This window comes from Pirellulales bacterium (assembly GCA_035546535.1).
Taxonomy (GTDB): Bacteria; Planctomycetota; Planctomycetia; order Pirellulales; family JACPPG01; genus JACPPG01.
On record DASZWQ010000054.1, the window covers coordinates 30,322 to 51,027 of the forward strand.

The following is a 20,706-nucleotide window of genomic DNA, read 5'->3' on the forward strand; positions in this document are numbered from 1 at the left end:
TGCGCGCGACGGAAAGGGGGGCCAAAGCTGGGCGGGTGCGCCGCCCGCGCGAGAATCGGTTCATATGGCAAATTCGATTCTGCCGACAAAGGAAATACAACCGGCCGCGCGCCGGCTGCTCCCCGCCCATCAGAACCTGCCCGACGATCAAAGTTTGCCAGACGGCGGCAATTGGCCGTCGCCTCCCGCCGGCAAAGCCTCTCGCCATTTCCCTTCGTGCTTCTGAGTCTGTCCGCATGTCCATTCGCCCGGCAATTGTTGCTTTGTCGCTGGCCGTGTGCGGCGTCGCTACCGATGCGGCCCGAGGGCAGATCACGTCGCTGGCCGACGATATCCTGGTCATCACCAAGGGCGTGCAAGCGCAAGAGCAGCGTCGCAACGATCAACATCTGGGAGGCGACATCGGCGGCACGATCAGCGCGCTGGGCGCAAGTCCCGGCAGCGGCGATACGCGTCTCGAACAGCGCGGCACCGGTTCGCCGGGGGCCAGCTACCGGCGCCCGAACCAGGACGTGGTACAGGCCGCCGCCAGCGACGGTCAACGACGGCCTTTCGCTCAGGTGCGCATGCAAGCGCCCGAGGCCGTGCCGGCGCCGCCACCGCGCTTCCTGGGCGCGCTCGATCTGCCGGCGGAAGAAGACCAAGGACCGCCCGATGGACTGACGATGGATGCCGCCATCGATCGGCTGGTGCGCTACAGCTACGACCTGCGCGTGAAGTCGTTCGAGATTCCACAAGCGCGGGCCGACGTGCTCACGGCCAGCTTGCGGGCCAACCCGATGGTGTTCGGCACGGCCTCGTCGGTTCCCTATGCGCCTTATTCGCCGCAGCGGCCTGGGGAGGTGAGCTTCAGCGCCACCGTGATTTATCCGTTCGACGTCAGCCACAAGCGGCAGGCGCGCACGGTGGTCGCCGCGCAAGCCGAGCGCGTGATCGAGGCGCAGTATCAGGACGCCGTGCGCATCGACCTCGACAAGATGTACATGGCGTACCTGGACGTGGTGGCCGCCCGCGAGACGTTGCGCTTTGCCACCGCCAGCCGCGACGGTTTGCGCCGCGTGTCGCAACTGGCGGAGCAGCAATTGCAGAATAAGCAACTGGCGCAAACCGAAGTGGACCGCATCAATATCCAGCTCGATAGCGCCGAGATCGGCGTCGAGCAGGCCGCGGTCGCTCTGCGCGAGAGCAAATACGCGCTGGCTCTGCAACTGGCAATTCCGCTCGATGCGGCCGAGCAAGTCGAGTTACGCGCCAGCTTGCGCGACGCGGCGCCGGCGCCGCCGCCGGACGACGAGTTGATCGCCCTGGCCTATGGTTCGCGACCCGATCTCGTGGCCTTCCGCCTGGGCGTGAATCGAGCCCGGGCCGACGTACAGCTTTCCCAAGCGGAAAAGACTTCGGACCTGTTCCTCTTGTACACGCCGTGGGAGATCCAGAACAACTCGGCGATCGGCGGCCAGAATGCCAATAGCTGGTCGCTGGCGGCGTTCGGCAGCGTGGCCCTGTTCAACCGGAATCAGGGCAATATCCGGCGGGCACAATTGAACGTCTCGCAGACGCGCAGCGAACTGTATGGCCTGGAACAACAAATCGGCCAGGAAGTGCGCCGGGCCCGGGCCGAGTACGAGGCCAGCCGGCAAGTGGTCGAGCGACTGGAGCGCACGGTCGTCCCGCGCTCGCGCCGCGTGCGCGAGGGCGCGCTGCGAAGCCTCACGGCCGGCGAAACGAGCGTGCTCGACTACCTGGCCGCACAGCGCGAACACAACGACGTGGTGCAGCAATATCGCGATGCGCTGGTGCGCCACCGCCGCAGCATGCTCCGACTGAACACGGCCGTGGGTATGCGGGTATTGCCTTAGTGGCGGTCAACCATCGGCTACTTGCCAAACAGCGCCCGCAGGCAGATTTGCGACCACGTTTCAAAGCCGCTCAGGTCGGCCAGTAGCTCGTCGACCGGGACGAAGCCGCATTCCATGAGCTCGGTTTCGCGCGGGCGAACGGCCGGCTCTTCGACATCGAACAGATGGACGACGCCCAGGTGGACCTGGCCGACCGGCGTTTCATCGTCGTTGATCAATCCGACGCAGCGTTCCGTGTACGCCGTGTCGATGAAGATCTCTTCGTCCAGCTCGCGGCGCATCCCTTCCTGGTAGACGTTGTCGCCGGCGTGGCTGTCGTCTGACGAGATGTGGCCGCCAATGCCCACGCTGCGCTTGCTGCGCAGGCGCCCCTCGCCTTGCCCTTTGCCGCGCGTGTAGGCGAAAACGTGCGGCCGTCCGGCCGCATCAACATGGCGGAAGACGCAGTAAGGAATCAGCTGCTTGAACGACGGGTCTTCTTCCATCTCGCCGCGCGGGCGGTAGCTGGTATGCGCCGGCTTGAGCAGCTCGGCCAGGTAACGATGCGTGTCCGTCGAGAAGCCCTGGAAATGGCCCAGGCGGTGGAATAACTCGGTCGGAACGACCAACACATGCTCCGTCGAAACCTCGACCATGGTTGACTCCCTTCAATCGGTTTTTTCGTAGGTCCGTGGCACCACCTGCAAGCAGCGACAGTATAGGGCGATGCCAGCAGAGTGACGAGCGGCTGGCAGAGCGAAAGGCCCCGAATCAGGAGAACTGCAAAGTTGAGATTCTGCGCGCGCATCTTCTGTAGCCGGCTCTGTGAGGCCGGGATTTCACGTGCGGCTTCCGGGGTAACAGACCCCGGCGAAGACTTTGCAGTTCTCCTGAGCCCCCGAATCGGCGTCCTGGCGGGGGGGGCCGGCCTTCGGTACGATGGGTAGTTCGTGACTTCTTTCCCGCGGCGCCATCGGGCCTTCGTTAACCCGCCGCGGCCGTTCCCGCCTGCCGATATTGCCATGTCGCCGACCGGTACCGAATCGCAGCCAGCGCAGGTCGAGCCACTGCCGGCGAACATCACCAGCGTGCAGCCTGGCGGTGGCGTTTGCTACAGCCTGGAGCTGGCCTGGGGGCGTGTGCGGCGGTGGTACCTGCGCACCTTCCGACGCGGCTACGTCGCACGGATGGCGGCCTTGCGGCAGGGAGACACGACCGGCGCTCCGCACGAGATTCTTGACCCGCGTGACTTGAAGTACTGCCGGAACCTGTGTACCGCCGCGTGGAAAGACGCGGATGACCCGTTCGCCTGGCGCGAGAGGATTCCGTTTGCTCGCTGGGGTCTGGCCGAGCTGCAGTTGATGAGCTATCCACTGCTAGCCGGCATCGTGGCGCTTGTGATGACCCGCTACTGGCCGCTCGCTGTTCCGCTGGCGGTTGTGCTGGGGCTGATCGTGTATTTCTTTCGCGACCCGCCGCGGCGGATTCCGCAAGAGCCAGGGCTGATGGTGTCGCCGGCCGACGGAAAAGTCGTGGAAATCGTGCCGCTTGATCATGACGAGTTCATCGGCGGCCCGGCCGTGCGGATCGGACTTTTCTTGTCGATCTTCAACGTCCATCTGAACCGTGTCCCCTGCGACGCGCGGGTGCTATCCTTGCGATATGCACCGGGCAAGTTCCTAAGCGCGTTGCGGCCGGAGAGCGCGCGAGAGAACGAGGCCATGTGGATCGGCCTCGAAGAGACCGGCCCTGCACGGCGGCGGTTGGTTGTCCGGCAGATCGCCGGGCAGTTTGCCCGCCGTATCGTCTGCGGCTTGCGGCCGGGGGAAGAGCTGGCGCGTGGAAAGCAGTTTGGCATGATCAAACTCGGATCGCGCACCGAGCTGATCCTGCCCGCCGGTGGCCTGGAGATCGTAACGCGGCTGGGCGAGCGCGTGGCCGCCGGAAGCAGCGTGCTCGCACGCTACAAGGACGCGTGAACCAGGCACGGCCTGCGACCTTCAATAACGAACTGACAGAACAACAACGCTGAAACCAGTTGGCCCCGCCGACGGGCAGCCGACGCGAGAACTACTGACATGATGGCCCGCATTCGTACTGTCGCCGTGCTGCCGACGTTGTTCACGTTGGCGAATTTGGTGTGCGGCTTTTTCGCGATCGTGGTGGCAGCGCGGGTCGACGCGCCCACTTCGAGCCAGGTTCCCGTCACTTCCCCCTTGGGAACGCGCAGCCCGGTAAAAGCCGTGCAGGCACTGGACAAGAACGACCCGACGCACAACATCATGCTGAGCGGCTGGTTGATTTTCCTGGCCATGCTGTTCGACGCGTTGGATGGGCATATCGCGCGGCTGTCGAACTGGACGAGCGACTTCGGCGCGCAGCTCGATAGTTTGTCCGACCTGGTGACCTTCGGCGTTGCGCCGGCATTTGTGTTGGTGAAGATGTGTCCCAGCTTTACGTATTTGCATCACGATTGGGCGTGGATGATCGCGGCTTCGTATGTTGTTTGCGCGGCGTTGCGCCTGGCGCGTTTCACGATCGAGACGGGCGAGGACGACGATCACCTGCACTTCTCGGGGCTGCCCAGCCCGGCGGCCGCGGCGTCGATCGCCGGTTTCGCGATCATGTTCTACACGCTGCGGCGATCGGACAATCCGCTCGTATTTGCCGATCAGGTCGACGTCGTGCTGCAAACAGTATTGCCGTTTTTCGCGGCGCTGGTCGCGCTCCTGATGGTGTCGCGTATTCCTTATCCGCACCTGGTGAACCAGATGTTCTCGGGCCAACGCAGCCTGGGACACGTCGTGGGGCTGGTGTTTGCCCTGGTGGCGATCATGGTGATCCGCGGCTACGCCGTGCCGCTGGTGTGCTGCGGCTTCGTGGCGATGGGCCCGATTCAATACGCCTGGCAGGAGTACATCGAGCGTCAGCCGCACAAGGATCCGCTCTTCTAGTTGCTCACTGTGTTCTCTGGCGTTTCACCGCCTACTGCCCTCTGCCTACGGCCTACTAACTGATGTTCACCGGTCTCGTCGAATCACTGGCCGAGGTTGCCCGCGTCGAGTCGCGACCGCCGGGACGATTGATCGTGCTGCGCGCGCCGCAGCAAGCCGCGGGGGCGCGCTTGGGGGACAGCGTGGCCGTCAATGGCTGCTGCCTGACCTGCGTGGCGATCGAGGGCGAGCTGTTGTCATTCGAGGCCGGGGCCGAAACGCTCAGTCGCACCAACCTGGGCGAACTGACGCCCGGCAGCATGGTCAACGTCGAGACCTCGCTGGCCTTCGGTGACAAGCTCGGGGGCCACCTGGTCACGGGACACATCGACGCGGTGGGCACGCTCGACCGCCGCCAGGACGACGCTCAGTGGTCGACCTGCTGGTTTTCGTTTCCGTCGGCTCTGCGCCGCCAGATGGCCAGCAAAGCCTCGATCGCCGTCGACGGCGTCAGCCTGACCTTGGTCGACGTCGAGCCGACGCGGTTCAGCGTGGCACTCATTCCTCACACGCTCGCGCACACCACGCTGGGACGACTGCAACCGGGCGGCCGGGTGAACCTGGAAACCGACCTGGTCGCCAAGTACGTTGAACAGCAGACCGCGGCCTGGCGCACGCCGTAAAGAAACGATTCGGCCGGATGACGATTTCGCGATAATGACTACATCGACAACCGCGCAAACGCAGTCGTTTCTCATGCGCCGCTTCGCCGAAGTGGGAATCCATCCCAATGCGAAGCGCGGGCAGAATTTTCTCATCGATTTGAACCTGCTGCGCCTGCTCGTCGAGGCTGCGCGGCTCGACCCGCGCGATGTCGTGCTGGAAGTGGGAACCGGCATGGGCTCGCTGACGGCGCTCGTCGCCCCGCAGGTGGCGGCGGTCGTCACGGTCGAGATCGATCAGCAATTGCACCAACTGGCCAGCGAAGAGCTGATCGATTGCGAAAACGTGCGTCTGCTTTCGCAAGACGCGCTACGCAACAAGAACAATCTCGCCAGCGAGGTTCTCGAGGCGATAACTCAGGAGCTGGCCGCCGGGCCGGATCGCCGCTTCAAGCTCGTGGCCAACCTTCCGTATGCCGTGGCGACGCCGGTGATGTCGAACCTGCTGGCTGGTGAGCTGGTGCCGGCGAGCATGACGGTGACGATTCAGAAGGAGCTGGCCGACCGGATCATGGCCCGGCCCGCCACCAAGGACTATAGCGCCCTGAGCGTGTGGATGCAGTCGCAATGCCGCATCGAGCTGGTGCGCGTGATGCCGCCGTCGGTCTTCTGGCCGCGGCCGAAAGTCAACTCGGCCATCCTACATATCATCATCGACGAGGAGCTACGCAGCCGAATTCCCGATCGGGCCTACTTTCACGAATTCGTGCGGTCGATGTTCTTTCATCGCCGCAAATTTCTGCGCAGCGAGCTGGCCAGTGCCTTCAAGGGCCGGCTGACCAAAAGCGACGCCGACGAGATCATGGCTTCGCTCGAACTCGGTCCCACGGCGCGGGCCGAGGAGCTGGACGTCGAAACCATGCTGCGGCTGTGCGAGACGGTGCGGGCAAGACTCCCAGCCGCAACGTAAATGTTTCATCGCATTGTGAATTCGGTGCCACTGGTGGCTCGCCCACCAGTGGTGACTTTCGCAAGAACACTGGTAGACAAGCTACCAGTGGCACACCCAGGTCCTGTGACTCTTAAGCCCGCGACAGGAATTCGCCAGTGCGGGCATCGACTTTGATCGTTTCGCCGGTCGACAGATACTCGGGCACTTGCACGACCAGGCCGGTTTCGAGCGTGGCGGGCTTGGTGCGCCCCGTGGCCGAGTTGCCCTTCACCGACGGGTCAGTTTGGCTGATCACTAGCTCGATCGTTTGCGGAATCTGCAGCCCGACCGCTTGCTCGTTGTAGATCAGGATCTGCACGCCCTCGAGCCGGTCGGTGAGGTATTTGGCCTCTTCCTCGATGTCGGCCAGGGGAAGCGAATACTGGTTGAAATCACCCTCATCGAGAAAGTGCATGTCCGAAGCGTCGGCGTACATGAACTTCACCGGGCGGCGGAAGAAATCAGCCTCGGGCAGCGATTCGCCCCCTTTGAGCGTGATATCCACCTTCTGCTTGGTCACCAGGTTGCGAGCGCGAAACTTATAGAGCGTAGCGGCGCCACGGGCCGAGGGGCTTTGCACCGAAATGCCCTCGATCATGCAAGGGGCATCCAGGTAATTGAGAATCGTGCCGCGTTTGATGTCTTTGGCGATCATGGTAGTAGTTTGCCGGAACGGGAAACTTTATCAAGGCCCGGGGGTGCGGCCCTGTGAGAAAGTTCCCGGAAGTCGGGCCGTGTAGGGTGCGCTGCGCGCACCTGGAGCAAAATGATTGCGCCACGGTGCCCACAGGGCACCCTACGGACAGCGAGGCCGGGAAGTCATAGGTGCGGCTCCGGGCTCAAAGAGCCCGGCTACAGAAAAACGGCGCTGAGCGTGCATGTTATGCACTCTCACGGGTGCCCACGCGCGCCGGGCCCGCCTTACATAATCGCGAAATAATTCGACACTGCGAAGTCGAAGTTCGCGGGCGTCATTTCCGGTGCCTGGTTCTGGTACAGGCAGTGATTGCGAATCTGCAACAGCAAGTCGCGCGGCTGGCAACAGCGGAACGGGCGGTTCACCGGCCGGTAATGGCTATCGATCAAGTAATCGACCGCCGCGGCGTTGTACTGAAAGCCCAACCGCGGCGCCATCATCTCGAAAAGTTCGCGGAACTCCTGCTCGCTGGGGTCGGCCACGTCGATCTTGTACGGGATACGACGCAGAAACGCGTCGTCGACAAGGTCTTTGGGCTGCAGGTTCGTCGAAAAGATGATCAGTTGATCGAACGGCACCTGCACCTTCTTGCCGTTGGGCAGATTCAGATAGTCGTAGCGCTTTTCCAAGGGCACGATCCAGCGATTCAACAGCTCGTCGGTGCTCATCCGCTGCCGGCCGAAGTCGTCGATTACCAGGATGCCGCAGTTGCTCTTCAGTTGCAGCGGCGCCTCGCAGATATTGGTCGACGAATTGACGGTCACTTCCAGGGCCGACATCGTGAGCTCGCCACCGACGACGATCGTCGGCCGACGGATGCGCACCCAGCGCTGATCGACCTTGTTGTCGTTGACCAGTCCTTCGCGCTGCTCGACCGGCGCTTCGTCGTGGTTGACGGGGTCGAACATGCGGATGATTTCGCCGTCGACGACGATGGTTCGCGGAATCCAGATGTAGGGTCCAAAGGCGGCCGTCACGCGTTCGGCAATGCTCGTCTTGCCATTGCCCGGCGCACCGTAGAGGAACAGCCCGCGTCCGGAATTGATGGCCGGACCGAGCCGGTCGAGGATGCGTTTGTTCAAAAGCAGGTCGGTGAACGCGCGGCTCAGGTCATCGGCCGTGGGGTGCTGATTCGTCAGCGATTGCGCGCCGACGCTGTCGATGTAGTCTGACAATGAGACCGGAGCGGAGCCGAAGTACGCGCAGTGCTCGGAATAGCGGCGGGCACGCTCGCGCCCCATGTCGGTCAGTTGGTACTCGTAGTCGCCCATCGTGGTCGTGCCGCGATAGTAGACCAATTGCTCCGACTTCAACCGGTGCAGCATCCCCTCGATCAGCTTGAACGGCAGCTTGACCTGGTCGGCCACCTGCATGCCGGACGCCGAGCCGCAGGCGAGCAGGTACTTCATGCACAGGGCTTCGACTTCAGATTCGTTGAGCTGCGTTTGTGCCCAGTCGGACGGCTCGACGGGAAAGAAGACATTCTCGTCTCCGGTCGCTCGCTCGGGTGTCATCGACGGCGGCGTGACGACGCCTACGCGCAACTGATTGATGCGATGCAGCAGTTGATCGAGCTTGGCGTCGACGTGCTCGCCGTGGCCATTGGCGTGAGCCGATTCGCTCGCAGGGGCAGGGGCCTCGGCGGCTGCAGCGGCGGCCGTGCTCACAAAGTCGTGCGTATCCGCGGATCCCAGGGTGGGATGTGTCAGATTGTCGATTTCAGGCGTCATCGATCGGCACCTTGGCTGGGTGAAGAAGCGAATTGGCTCGCGCGCGGACGTGCCAACAGAGGGGCATGGATCGTCCAAAGGGAACTCTAGTTCGCCGGTCAAATCCGCCGGCGGACGCGGGCGTCCGATTGCGTCAATCGTGCGGAAGGTCGTGTACTGCCCCCGCAGCGGCGCAATACTTCGGCCGTATGATTTGACTCCTCAATACTGCGCCGCGGTTTCTCGCCTGATCGGCCGGAATCGTCGATAATTCTCCTTTCGGCGCCTGCGCAGGCCCTGGGAAAGCGCCCCTGCCGAGTGTTAGAATCCGCGCCAGAGGGCCGGCCGAGGTTCACCCGCATCTGACATTTCGCCAAGGAAAGTTTTCGCCATGAGCGGCACGTCGCGCAAGCATGATCCGTTCGCAGCACGAGATACCTTTGACACCGGGTCGGGCAAGGCCGGCATCTACCGCCTGTCGAAACTGGAGGCCGCCGGACTGGGCCATATCGACGCATTGCCGTTCTCGATCCGCTTGCTGCTCGAAGCGGCCTTGCGAAACTGCGACGGCTACGAAGTCACGGAAGCCGACGTCAAGTCGCTCGCCCAGTGGGCCACCACCAGCAAGCAGGACGTGGAGATTCCTTTCAAGCCGGCGCGCGTCGTGTTGCAGGATTTCACCGGCGTACCGTGCGTCGTCGATCTGGCGGCCATGCGCGGGGCGATGAAACACCTGGGCGGCGATCCGAAAAAAATCAATCCATTGATTCCCGTCGACCTGGTGATCGACCATTCGGTGCAGGTCGATCATTTCGGCGAGGCCGACTCGCTCGATCGGAACGTCGATCTGGAATTCAGCCGCAATCGCGAACGTTACGAATTTCTCCGCTGGGGGCAAAAAGCCTTCGATAACTTCCGCGTGGTGCCGCCCGCCGTGGGCATCGTCCACCAGGTGAATCTCGAGTTTCTCGCCAAGTGCGTTTTCCTGCGCAAGGACGAACACGGCGACGTCGCCGTGCCCGACACCCTGGTCGGTACCGATAGCCATACGACGATGATCAACGGGCTGGGCGTCCTGGGGTGGGGCGTGGGCGGCATCGAGGCCGAGGCCGTCATGCTCGGCCAGCCGTTGTACATGCTGCTGCCCGAGGTCGTCGGCTTCGAACTGACGGGCGAGCTGCCCGCCGGGACCACGGCCACGGACCTGGTGCTGACGGTGACGCAAATCCTGCGCAAGGCGGGCGTGGTCGGCAAGTTCGTGGAATTCTTCGGGACAGGGGTGTCGAACATGAAGCTGGCCGATCGCGCCACGATCGGCAACATGGCCCCCGAATACGGCGCGACGATGGGCTTCTTCCCCGTCGACGACGAAACGCTGCGTTACCTGCGCATGACCGGCCGCACGGATGCCGAGGTGCAACTGGTCGAACGCTATACCAAGGAACAAGGTCTGTTCCGCACCGACAGCACGCCGACTCCCAAGTTCAGCGAAAAGCTGTCGCTTGACCTGAGCAAGGTCGAGCCGAGCATGGCCGGCCCGAAGCGGCCACAAGACCGCGTGCCGTTGGCCGGCATGCAGGAGTCGTTCCGCAAGTCATTGCGGGCGCCGATTGCCGAGCGCGGCTTCGCCCTTTCCGAATCCGATACCACGCGCAAAGCCACGGTCTCGGACAATGGTTCTTCGAGCGAAATCGGGCATGGCGCCGTGGTAATCGCCGCGATCACTAGCTGCACCAACACCAGCAACCCTTCGGTGATGCTGGGCGCGGGGCTATTGGCCAAGAAGGCAGTCGCGAAAGGGCTGCACGTCAAGCCGCACGTGAAGACCAGCCTGGCGCCGGGATCGCGCGTCGTGACCGATTACCTGGAAAAGGCCGGCTTGACCAAGGCGCTCGACACGCTGGGGTTCAACACCGTCGGCTATGGCTGCACCACGTGCATTGGCAACAGCGGCCCGCTGCCCGAGCCCGTGGCCGACGCGGTGACGAAAGGGGACCTGGTGGCGGCGGCCGTGCTGAGCGGCAATCGCAACTTCGAGGGGCGCATCAACCCGTTGGTGAAAGCCAACTACCTGGCCAGCCCGCCGCTGGTGGTGGCGTATGCCCTGGCCGGTACGACCGATATCGACCTGGTGAAAGAACCGCTGGGCAAAGGCAGCGACGGCAAGCCCGTCTATCTGAAAGATATCTGGCCGACGCAAAAGGAAGTCAGCGAAGCCATTGAGCAATCCGTGAAGCCCGACGCCTTCCGGGCGCGCTACTCGGGCGTATTCGAATCGAACAAGCGTTGGAACGAGATCAAAGTATCCGGCAGCGACCTGTACGCCTGGAACGAAGACAGCACATACATCCAGGAGCCGCCGTTTTTGAGCGAAATCAAAGCCAAGGCCGAACCGGTACAGCCGATCAAGGGCGCGCGGGTTCTGGCGGCCTTAGGCGATTCGGTCACGACCGACCATATTTCGCCGGCCGGGTCGATCGCCACCAAGAGCCCTGCCGGAAAGTTCCTGATCGAGCATGGCGTCGATCCGCGCGACTTCAACAGCTACGGCGCGCGGCGCGGCAACGACCGCGTGATGACCCGCGGCACGTTCGCCAATATCCGCATTCGCAACCTGCTCGCACCGGGGACCGAAGGAGGCGTGACGCGCCATTTGCCCGACGGAAAAGAAATGTCGATTTACGACGCGGCCGTGCAATATCACAAGGATAAAGTTCCGCTCGTGGTGCTGGCCGGCGCCGAATACGGTACGGGGAGCAGCCGCGACTGGGCCGCCAAGGGAACCATGCTCCTGGGCGTGCGCGTCGTGATCGCCGTCAGCTACGAACGCATTCACCGCAGCAACCTGGTCGGCATGGGCATTCTCCCTTTGCAATTCGTCAAGGGAGAAACCTGGCAATCGCTCGGCCTGACGGGCGAGGAAACCTTCGACGTCGCGGGGCTGGACGACAATATCAAGCCGCGCAGCCAGATCACGGTGCGGGCGACCGCGCCGGGCGGCAAGGTCACGGAGTTCAAAGCCACGGTGCGCATCGATTCGCCGGTCGAGGTTGATTACTACCGCAACGGCGGCATCCTGCAAACCGTGCTGCGCAAGCTGGCCAGCACCAAGTAGGGCATGCACTGCCGCGAGGTTGCGTGTTGAAGCGCCTCAAAGACGGGGGTCACCGGGAAACGTGTCGTTTCGCGCTCGGTGGCGCGGTAATTGTCATTTGTTGGTCGGCGATTCACCCGCGGCCGCGCCTTCGCTCGACCTTGCCGGCGGCGGATCGGGGCGAACGTATTCGACCAGGATGCCGTGCAGCAGGCCCGCCGGTGTCGGCAGCTCGCCGATCAATCGATAATGATCGGCGAACCAGGTAGCCAACAGGTCGGCGTAGCCGTCGTCGGAAATCTTGAAGTTCTGCACTCCGTAGTCAAGCAAGTCCTGGTCCGTGATGATCAAGTAATCGGGGGGCTGCTCGCGGAACGCCGCGAGCATGTTCGTTTCGCCAAACATCAGCATTTCGACCGGCATGAGGGAAATATAGGGCGTAGGGTTGCGCCGCCGCGACAAGTAGTTGAGCATGATCCCTTCCGGCGCGACGGCCAGCGTAGCGTCGCGCGGGGTCAGGGTGACCACCTCGGTAAGCAGGCGACGGACTTCAGTACCGCGCGAATCGGCCCAAAACGCATCAGCACCCGATCCGACCGGCACAGTCAGTTTCGCGAACTTCTGCCGCGTGGCGTCGAGGCAACGCGCCACGAGGACGAGCAGCACGGCGAGTAGCGCTGCACGCAGCATCCGGCCCGAGCCGCCGCTCGATGCAATCGCGCGCGGAACCCATTCCCAAAGCGCGAAGATCGTGAGCAACGTGGCGGGCATGGCCAGATAAAATCCATAGTGCCCCAGGCGCACGTACAACAGGATTTTGGCGAGCATGAGCAGGGCGAACAGTGCCAAGGCCAATACCAGGGAAAGCTTGCCGCGCGTTTCCGGATCGGTATTTCGGCGCCATAAGATCGCGGCCGCCGCGAGAGCCAGTGTCATGAACAGCGGCAGCGGCGCCACGGCGTCTGACACGGGCAGCTTGGCGAAGTTCATCACCAGCGCCGTGACCACGACGACGAAGCAAGCGACCGCGGCCACCTGCTCCGCGGCACGCGAACGCCAGACCAGTAGACCGATGCCGGCCGGTATGCCCAGCAACAGGCCGTACCAGAAGAGCATGAACAGGAGCACGACCAGGTGTTTGACGGCGCCTTGCGCGCCCATCGAGTATGTGTAGAACGGCAACGACGTGATCTCCGAGTCGAGCACCCATTTCCATCCTCCCAAGGTGCCTGCCGCGGCCGCCGTGAAAGGCATGGCGAGCGACAATAGCGCCACGGCCAAGAAAATGGGGGTCACGATCGCGCCGAGAAAAACGAGCGCCGTGTGCAGCGGCGAAGCTTTCCGCACGACGCTGGCGCGGCAGGCGAGCCCCACTCCCAGGGCCGCGGCCGGGAGCGTGGCCAGGAGGATCTCGGGCTTGGTGAGGGCGCTCAATCCTACGCAGAGCCCGCATAGCGCGACATTGGTGAGCTGGCCGCCGCGCACGTATCGGGAGAGGAAATAAAACGACGCCACGGCCAGCGTCACGCCATGCGTTGCTTCGTGCGAATACGGACAGATGTAATTGTAATTGCCAATGGTCGTATAGCGGGCGAACGCAAACGAGCCGATGAGCACGAGGCAGGCGAGCGTGGCCGATACGCGGCTGCCGATGTGCGTGAAGAGCGCGTACCACAGGTACAAGAGCACGCCCAGGATTGCCAGGTTGGCAAACGCCAGTGTTTGCAAGCCGACGCCGAACACGCGGAACCACAGAGAATTGATATACGGAGACAAGGGACCGTTGAAATACGCCAGGTCCCGGTAGAGCACTTCTCCGTCGCTGATTTGCCAAGGGACATACAACTCGCGCCCGAAATCGACCATCACGTCGGGCCAGGTCCTCCACGACCAGCAGAACATCGCGATCGTCGCAACAACAAGGATCACCGGGGCAAGAAGGCGCGCGACCGTCGGTGGCAGCTTTATCGTTGCTTGCGCGCGTGGCGGCGCGGCGGCCGCGGCCGGCAACCTGCGCTTTTTGTTTCTGGTCGCGCTCATCGGGTCTCCGGCGGTGTACTACGGCGTAACCTTACTGGTTTTCCGGACGTGCTAACAGTTCACCGGGCGGCCCCAGGAGCGCTCGTTCGAGATCCGCGTCGGTAAGCCTGTAGAGAAGCAGGGAATATCCGATCTTGGCGTCAGGCTCGCGCTGCCGCAAAAAGCTGCACAGCCGACCGAGGCGCAATTCGTCGTAGCTACGCAGGGCCATCGTCAGTTCATGATCGCTCAACTGCGGCGCCCGCTCGTGGCATGTTTGCAGATCGGCGCCATTCTCGACGGCCACGGCGAACGCCCTGCGCAGCGTTTGGTAAAGCTGCTCGTAAACTTTGTTCCAATGTCCCGTGTATTCGCCGTAGACCGGTTGCAGCATCGTTGCGCTCAGGCAGTACCATCCCGGCCGCAGCGCCGGCGGCGGCCGGTCATCGTGCCAGCGCGTGCGAAAGCCGAAAAGCGGCTCCGCGTCGATGCCGTAGTATTCCGGATCGGCCATGCCGAAGTACGACAGGTACACGCGGCCGTGGTCCGACGCCTCGCGAGGATGCGCGTCGAGCCAGCGCTTGAGACCTTTCAAATCCTGGCCCCAGTCGAGCGAACTGTCGACCAGCCGGCGATAAGCCAGGTCAGGCCCGCCGGAAAGGATGTTGAAATACGCCAGGTAATTCGGCCAGGTCCAAGCGGCGTTGATCGCCGCGAGCACGAGCGCACCCATTGTCATGAAGCGTGCCACCGCGACGGTTCGCGGTGCCGGGTCGGCGGGAATAACTCGCTTCCGGCGCTCTCCGTCCACGGTTTTCACGGACGGCGATCGAAACCATAGAGCCGCCGCGCCCGCCAGGATCAATAGTGGTGGATACGTCGGCAGTATGTGACGGTGCCCGATGTTCAGGCCGCTCTTGAGCGCTATGATCCAATATAGAACCCACAGCGCCACGAGCGGTGTTAGCGGATACCACCAGGCCCGTTGCGGAGCGTCTGTCGCGCCTGTGCCGGCGCGCGGCCGCAGGAAACGGCAGCCAGCAGCCGCGAGCGCCAACACGGCGAACATCGACAGCGGCGTTTTCCACGCAAAGCACAACGGAAAGAAACTCAACGAACCCGCGCTACGATACACCCCGTCGAGAAACGCAGGCCGCGCGCCGCTATAGAGCGTATAGCCGAAGCCGAACAGGAAGGCCTCGGGCAGTAAGTGGTGGTCGCGCGCGACTTGCAGGGGCGCGATCACGTATTGCGGCAGGCCGCCGTACAACGTGTCCCAAGTGACATGGAATTGGGCAACCTCGTTCGAGGCCTCGGGCGCAAAGGCCGAGTACCGAAAACCGTACGAGGCCCAGATGACCAGGAAGACGCCCAGAACTTCGAGCAGGGCGATGCCCGCAAACAGCGCCAATTGCGGACCCAAGCCGCTCACCTGGCGCGAACGACGGACACGCCATTCGATCGGCGTCGAATCCGTCGAACGAACCGCCACCAGCACGGCCGCGATCGGCACGATCAAAACGCCCGAAGACTTGGAAAGCATCAAGCCCGATAGCGCGACGCATGCCGCCGCCAGTCCAAGCGGCGTCACGCGATGGAGCAGCATCCACACGCTACCGACCGACAGGGTAAAGAATAATGTGGCCAGCAAATCGGACGTGGTGAGAAAGCCGTTCGCCAGAATGGTCGGCGAAAAGGCATACAGCGTCAGGCTGATCAAGCCTCCATAGGCGCCAAAAAGCTTGCGCGACCACAGGTACACGACCAGCCCCAAGGCGACGCTAGCCAGACCGATCACGGCGCGGCCGCGGCGCAGCATGCTTTCCAGGTCGTTGCCGGAGTGGAAGAGGAAGTGGTCGCTGATCTCCCACGGTGATCCCTCGTCCCACGAGTCGTCCTGCGTGGGAGCAAACCGTACTCCTGACAGGTAAACCGGCAGCGCGGCCAGTCGCTGCGACCAGTTGCCGTTTTCGGGGTGCATGCGAAAGTCGCCCAGCGACCAGTAGATCATTCCGCCCGTCAGATGGACTCCTTCGTCGAAGGTCATCGACTTCTGCCAGGCGGCGCTGTAGCCAAGTGCGAAGTGACAGCCGAGCAAAAACACGACCGGCAACGGACCGCGCAGCAGGCGTTTGATGCTGGTCGGCTCAGGTGCTTTCTCGGATGACATGAGCGGCGTTGCCGAAATGGGACGGAAGCGTGGCGCGTGGTCTGACGCGAGTGAGCGGACGAAGGCAATGGGCGTCGATGACGTTAGCCTGTTCTATCTTCTCATCGCTCGTCAAGGAACCGCGCCTGAGTCCAGGCGATTCGCGCAACCCTGCCACGCTCTCAGGTGGGAGCACTCACCACGCGACGGCCCAGCGGCGTCAGATTCTCCCAGGTGAATTCGGCCAGGCAGGTCAGAAAATCGCCATTGAGGTAGCCGGGATTCCGCTCCAGGAAGAAGCGTTCGGCGGCGTGCTCGCCCGGCGCCGTGCCCGGTAACTGCCGCTCGTCGCGCACGGGCGTGGGCCGTTGCAAGGCAACGACACCCCGCACGGCGTCGTATTCGTCGGGGAATTTGATCCGCACGAGCGTGTCCAATCGCGCCTGCACATCGGCGGGAGTTGCCACGAGCGGCCGCGGATAATATTCGCGAAAAAAGCCGGGCATGAACCGGTACGTGCGATGCGTCGAAGTCAAAAGCAGTAAGTAAACCTTGTCGGCGTTGGCTTGCTGCGCGAGCGCGAAGCCATACCGTGCCCAGGCGTAAACCCAAGCTGGATGTCCCCAATATTCGGGATCGACGACGGTATCGCCGGCAAAAACCGCGGCCAGCCGCTCGCCGCCGCGCGTCGTCTCGAACAAGGTGATCGTCGAAAAGCCGCAAATCGAGCCCGATGCTGCTTCGCGAAGCAGCAGTACCGACGGCTTTTCGTCGAGATCGGCAAAGAATTGCGCCTGGTCCACCTGATCGAAATGGCGCGACATCAGCTCGAACAAGCGTCCGCGCTCGGCCGCGGATAGCTTGGGCACGGGGGTCACCTGGCAATCGAGCGCGTCCGGGCCGCGCGCCGGCGAGTCAGGATCGTTCATCGGCGTGCCCCTCGTCGGCGTCAATTTCGCAGCGAAAATCTTCGAACTTTCCCAGCGTTGCGCGCGGAATCGCATCGACGTATTGCAATCGCACCTCGAACGGATGCCCCACGGCGCGGATCACCCAGCCGCGCAGCCGCTCCTCTTCGTCGGGTTCCAGTGGCCGATGGACGACGAGCAGCATTTCCATCAAGGCGCGGGTGCGCTGGATCAGTTGAAACTGGTGGATCGGAGGAAAATCAGCCACTTCGTCGGTGCCCGCCAGTTCGATCGCCGGCCAGCGGCGTCGCCCATCGGGCAATACGGCCATGTTCCGTTGCCGCCCCATGATGCGCCGCAGCGAGGGCAAGCCCCGGCCGCAAGGGCACGGCGCGCCGACCTCGGCGTAATCACCAATGTCGTAGCGCAACAGCGGCGTGGCAAAGTTGTGTAGGGCCGTCACCACGACCCGCCCGACTTGCCCCGGCAGGCACGGCCGGCTGTCTTCGTCGATGACTTCGACCAGCACGTTTTCGGCTTGCACGTGATAATTCTCGCCTGTGGGACATTCCAGGGCGATGTACCCAACTTCTTGCGAGCTGTACATATCGACGACGCGCACATTCCACGTGTGCCGGCAGGCGGTGCGCACGCGCGGCTCGAGCAGCTCGCCGAAGGTCCGCGCTTCGCGCAGCCGCGGCAAGCGCCAGCCGTGCTCCCGTGAATGCCGCACAAGCGCCATCAGGTTCGAAGGATACGTCAGCAGATAATCGGGATCGCGCGCCAAGAGCCACGTGACCTGCTCGTCGACCGTGCTGTGGATATTCAACGTGTGGCTGAGCCCAGTCGAGACGATGCCGCGCGTCGCCGGCCCCCAGTCCTCGGCCGAAATCCCATCGGGCGGGGCGGCCTCGTTACCGGGGAGCGAACGAATGGCCGCCAGCGTCGCGCCAGGCACGCGGCGATGCCACAAGTGATCGCGGAGCGTGCAGCAGTTCCAGAACAATTGCGTCAGGCCCGTGCCGATGATCATGACGGGCCGCCCCGTCGAACCGGAGGTGAACAGTTGGCTGCGCGGCCCATGAGCATCGGGCACGGCGCAAGAGACAAGCTCCGCATGGTGCTGCTGCACATCGGCGCGGGTCAACAGCGGGATGCGCCGCCACTCGTCCGGCCCATGAATCTTCTCCGGCGCAAGGCCGACACCTTCGAAGCGGCGCCGATAATAGGCGGTCGTGTCGAACGCGTGCGCCAGCAAACGCCCCAATTGCCTTGACTGTCGCGCCAGAATCTCCTCGGCCGACAACCACTGGATCGATTCGAACTGGCACTGCATCGCCAAAAGTTGCGACGCAAATGGGCCGGGTATGCCCGGCCAAATGGTGCCGTTGACGGTGCTGGTCACGTCGAGCATTCGTTCACCGTGGGGGCCGAGGTGCGCGGCGCGCACGCGAATGGGACATTCATTGCCGGGCCTCGTTTGTCGCCGCCGGTTCGGTGGGCGTTCCCTCGGGCCGGGGCAAAAGCTCGCACGGGTCACCGTCGAGCGCCGCGGCAACGTCGGCGTCCGAGAGCCGGTAAATCATGATCGAATAGCCGACTTGATCATCCGGTTCGCGCTGCCGCAGGCAACTACACAACCGGGCGAAGCATAGCACGCGATAGTTGTTAAAGCCTCTCTGCACTATGGCGGCAGGAGGGGCCATGTCGAACATTTGCTTCAAGGCGGCGGGATCGTGCGCGGCTCGCTGAAACGGCGTGACGACCTGCCGCAGGTTTTGATAGTCGTGTTCGAAAATCTCATTCCAGCGGCCCAGATAGGGCACCGCATACACCGATTGCAACATAGACGCGCTAATGCAGTAGAGCCCACCAGTCAGAGGAGCCGGTATGCTGCCGGTCTGCTTGGGAAAGTATTTTGGCAGCTCCTGGGCGCGGATGCCGTACGTCGCAGGAAGCGCGGTGCCGAAATAAGACAAGTAGACGCGCTGTGGGTCGCGGGAATCCTCGGGATGGGCGTCGAGCCAGCGTTTCAACTCGCCAAGATCTTGTCCCCAATCGAGCGAGCTGTCGACCAGGTGGCGGTAGGCATGCTTCGGCCCGCCCGCCACGACGTTGAAATACGCCAAATAATGCGGCCAGAAGCTGACGGTTTCCAGTGCGCTAACGGCCAACAGCGCGATCGTTGCGCCGCGGGCCGTGGTTGCGACTTTCGAATTACCGGCCGGCGTCGCGCGGCTCGCCACCTGGCCACGACCGGTGGCGGTTGGCGCTGTACTGCGCGCGGCGGCGACCGAAAACCACAGCCCCGCCGCTCCGGCGAAAATGAACATCGGCGGATACGTGGGAAGAATGTGCCGGTGTCCGATGTTCAGGGGCGTGCTCAGGGCCACGATCCAGTAGACGCCGAACAGCGCCGCGATGGGTGTCAGTTCGTAGAGAATCGTCGCGCGCGCAGGGGCGGAATCGGAACTTCGCTGGTCGGCGCCGCGAGCACGCACCACAAGGGCAGCCACGCCCAGTATCAGCACCGCGAACAACGCCAGCGGTGTCTTCCACAGCAGGCACAGCGGAAAGAAGCTCGACCAACCTCGGTCGCTGAACACTCCGTTGAGAAAGCCCACCCGATCTTTGGAATATCTCAAGGCGTAGGAGAACCCGTACAGGTAGGGCTCGGGCAGCAGTTGATGGTCGCGCGCAAAGCGCACGATCGAGCGCAGCCGCGGCGACTGGTCCTTGGCTTCGAGCTGTTCCCAAGTCTCTGCGTAGGCGCTGCCCTCTTCATACGGCGGTGCGAACATGGAATAGCGAAAACCGTAAGACGCCCAGACCAGGAGTACGACGCCCAGGAATTGCACGATCGCGATCGCGGCAAAGACGAGCGACTGCCGTGGCCGGCCGTTTATTTCATGGCGCGTGAGCAACGGAATCTGCAATGGCGTGGCGCGAGTCAGCCGCACGGCAACCATCGCCAGGGCCATGGGGATGATCAGCAAGCCCGAATATTTCGATAGTACGAGGCCTGAAAGACTGACGAGCGCCGCTACGAGCGTCAGGCAAGAGACACGATGCAAGAGCGCCCACACGGCGGCGGAGGAGGCCGTGAAGAAAAACGTGGCCGGCAGGTCGGACGTGACCAGAAAGCCGTTGGCCAGCATGGCGGGAGAAAAGGCGTAGAGCGCAAGGCTGATCAAGCCGCCCACGGCCCCAAAGATGCGCCGCGACCAGAGATAAACCAGGAGCGCCAAGAGCGCACTGGGAATTGCCATCATGGCCCGACAGCGCAACAGGATGCCGTCAGTGTCCCTTCCAAGCTCGGCCATCAAGCGCTCGGTGACTTTCCAGACATCCGAGGTCGCCCATGCCGGATCGTCGAGACTGACCTGAGAGCCGCGCAGATAGAGCGGCAGCGCGCCGAAGCGCTGCGACCAGTTGCCGTTTTCGGAGTGCAAGCGGTAATCGTTCGTGGTCCAATAGCTGAGGCCGCCCCCCAGGTGCGCGCTCTCGTCGAAGGTCATCGACTTGCGGGCGACGGCCGTCATTCCCAGCACCAGGTGGCAGGCAATCAGCAAAACCACGGGCACAGGGCCGCTGAGCCAGCCGGCGCGTGCTGTCGCATGGGGAGTATCGCGTTTCGCCATGATTCCCAAAGTTCCAACGCCTCTGAGCGGTAGGACCGCCGCGCAAGTGCCATCCGGTGCCGATC

General features: G+C 63.2%; 14 protein-coding genes. 6 read left to right on the forward strand and 8 right to left on the reverse strand.

The features are described 5' to 3' along the window. Positions 1-236 precede the first annotated feature (236 nt). Positions 237-1,859 (forward strand): TolC family protein, encoded by a 1,623-nt coding sequence (locus tag VHD36_07150; GenBank protein ID HVU87080.1) that lies wholly within the window; start codon positions 237-239, stop codon positions 1,857-1,859. A gap of 17 nt (positions 1,860-1,876) precedes the next feature. Here the strand turns inward: VHD36_07150 and VHD36_07155 are convergent, their stop codons facing one another. After that, positions 1,877-2,494, reverse strand: a complete 618-nt coding sequence (locus VHD36_07155; protein ID HVU87081.1) for a phosphoesterase — start codon at positions 2,492-2,494, stop codon at positions 1,877-1,879. Positions 2,495-2,860: 366 nt separating this feature from the next. Between VHD36_07155 and VHD36_07160 the strand changes: the two genes are divergently transcribed. The 4 genes from VHD36_07160 (at position 2,861) to rsmA (ending at position 6,403) form a co-directional block, all read left to right on the forward strand. After that, entirely contained in the window at positions 2,861-3,817 is a 957-nt protein-coding gene (locus tag VHD36_07160; GenBank protein ID HVU87082.1) for a phosphatidylserine decarboxylase, read from the forward strand. Positions 3,818-3,916: 99 nt separating this feature from the next. Next, positions 3,917-4,792 carry a CDP-diacylglycerol--serine O-phosphatidyltransferase gene (gene pssA / locus VHD36_07165; GenBank protein ID HVU87083.1) on the forward strand — a complete coding sequence of 292 codons (876 nt, stop codon included), beginning with the start codon at positions 3,917-3,919 and terminating at the stop codon, positions 4,790-4,792. A gap of 62 nt (positions 4,793-4,854) precedes the next feature. Further along, a complete protein-coding gene (locus tag VHD36_07170; GenBank protein HVU87084.1) occupies positions 4,855-5,454 on the forward strand; it encodes a riboflavin synthase in 600 nt (199 codons plus the stop codon). 34 nt (positions 5,455-5,488) lie between these two features. Then, positions 5,489-6,403: a 16S rRNA (adenine(1518)-N(6)/adenine(1519)-N(6))-dimethyltransferase RsmA gene (gene rsmA, locus VHD36_07175; GenBank protein ID HVU87085.1), complete on the forward strand. Its 915-nt coding sequence runs from the start codon at positions 5,489-5,491 to the stop codon at positions 6,401-6,403. Between the two features lie 112 nt (positions 6,404-6,515). Here rsmA and VHD36_07180 read toward each other — a convergent pair whose 3' ends face one another. After that, positions 6,516-7,079, reverse strand: coding sequence for an elongation factor P (locus VHD36_07180; protein HVU87086.1), 564 nt, complete (start codon positions 7,077-7,079; stop codon positions 6,516-6,518). A 266-nt stretch (positions 7,080-7,345) separates the two neighbouring features. Beyond that, positions 7,346-8,851 (reverse strand): AAA family ATPase, encoded by a 1,506-nt coding sequence (locus VHD36_07185; GenBank protein HVU87087.1) that lies wholly within the window; start codon positions 8,849-8,851, stop codon positions 7,346-7,348. A 370-nt stretch (positions 8,852-9,221) separates the two neighbouring features. On the opposite strand from VHD36_07185, the gene acnA reads away from it, so the two are divergent. Beyond that, positions 9,222-11,945 (forward strand): aconitate hydratase AcnA, encoded by a 2,724-nt coding sequence (gene acnA, locus VHD36_07190; GenBank protein HVU87088.1) that lies wholly within the window; start codon positions 9,222-9,224, stop codon positions 11,943-11,945. Between the two features lie 93 nt (positions 11,946-12,038). On the opposite strand, the gene VHD36_07195 is transcribed toward acnA, so the two are convergent. The 5 genes from VHD36_07195 to VHD36_07215 all read right to left on the reverse strand — a co-directional run bounded on the left by VHD36_07195 (position 12,039) and on the right by VHD36_07215 (position 20,641). Beyond that, positions 12,039-13,964 carry a glycosyltransferase family 39 protein gene (locus tag VHD36_07195; protein HVU87089.1) on the reverse strand — a complete coding sequence of 642 codons (1,926 nt, stop codon included), beginning with the start codon at positions 13,962-13,964 and terminating at the stop codon, positions 12,039-12,041. Positions 13,965-13,995: 31 nt separating this feature from the next. Beyond that, on the reverse strand, positions 13,996-16,113 hold the full coding sequence (locus VHD36_07200) for a hypothetical protein (GenBank protein ID HVU87090.1): 2,118 nt from the start codon (positions 16,111-16,113) through the stop codon (positions 13,996-13,998). A gap of 161 nt (positions 16,114-16,274) precedes the next feature. Next, positions 16,275-17,021, reverse strand: a complete 747-nt coding sequence (locus VHD36_07205) for a hypothetical protein (GenBank protein ID HVU87091.1) — start codon at positions 17,019-17,021, stop codon at positions 16,275-16,277. Then, positions 17,008-18,405: a hypothetical protein gene (locus VHD36_07210; GenBank protein HVU87092.1), complete on the reverse strand. Its 1,398-nt coding sequence runs from the start codon at positions 18,403-18,405 to the stop codon at positions 17,008-17,010. Before VHD36_07210 ends, VHD36_07205 begins: the two co-directional genes overlap by 14 nt. A 58-nt stretch (positions 18,406-18,463) precedes the next feature. Next, positions 18,464-20,641: a glycosyltransferase family 39 protein gene (locus VHD36_07215; GenBank protein ID HVU87093.1), complete on the reverse strand. Its 2,178-nt coding sequence runs from the start codon at positions 20,639-20,641 to the stop codon at positions 18,464-18,466. Between the last annotated feature and the right edge of the window lie 65 nt (positions 20,642-20,706).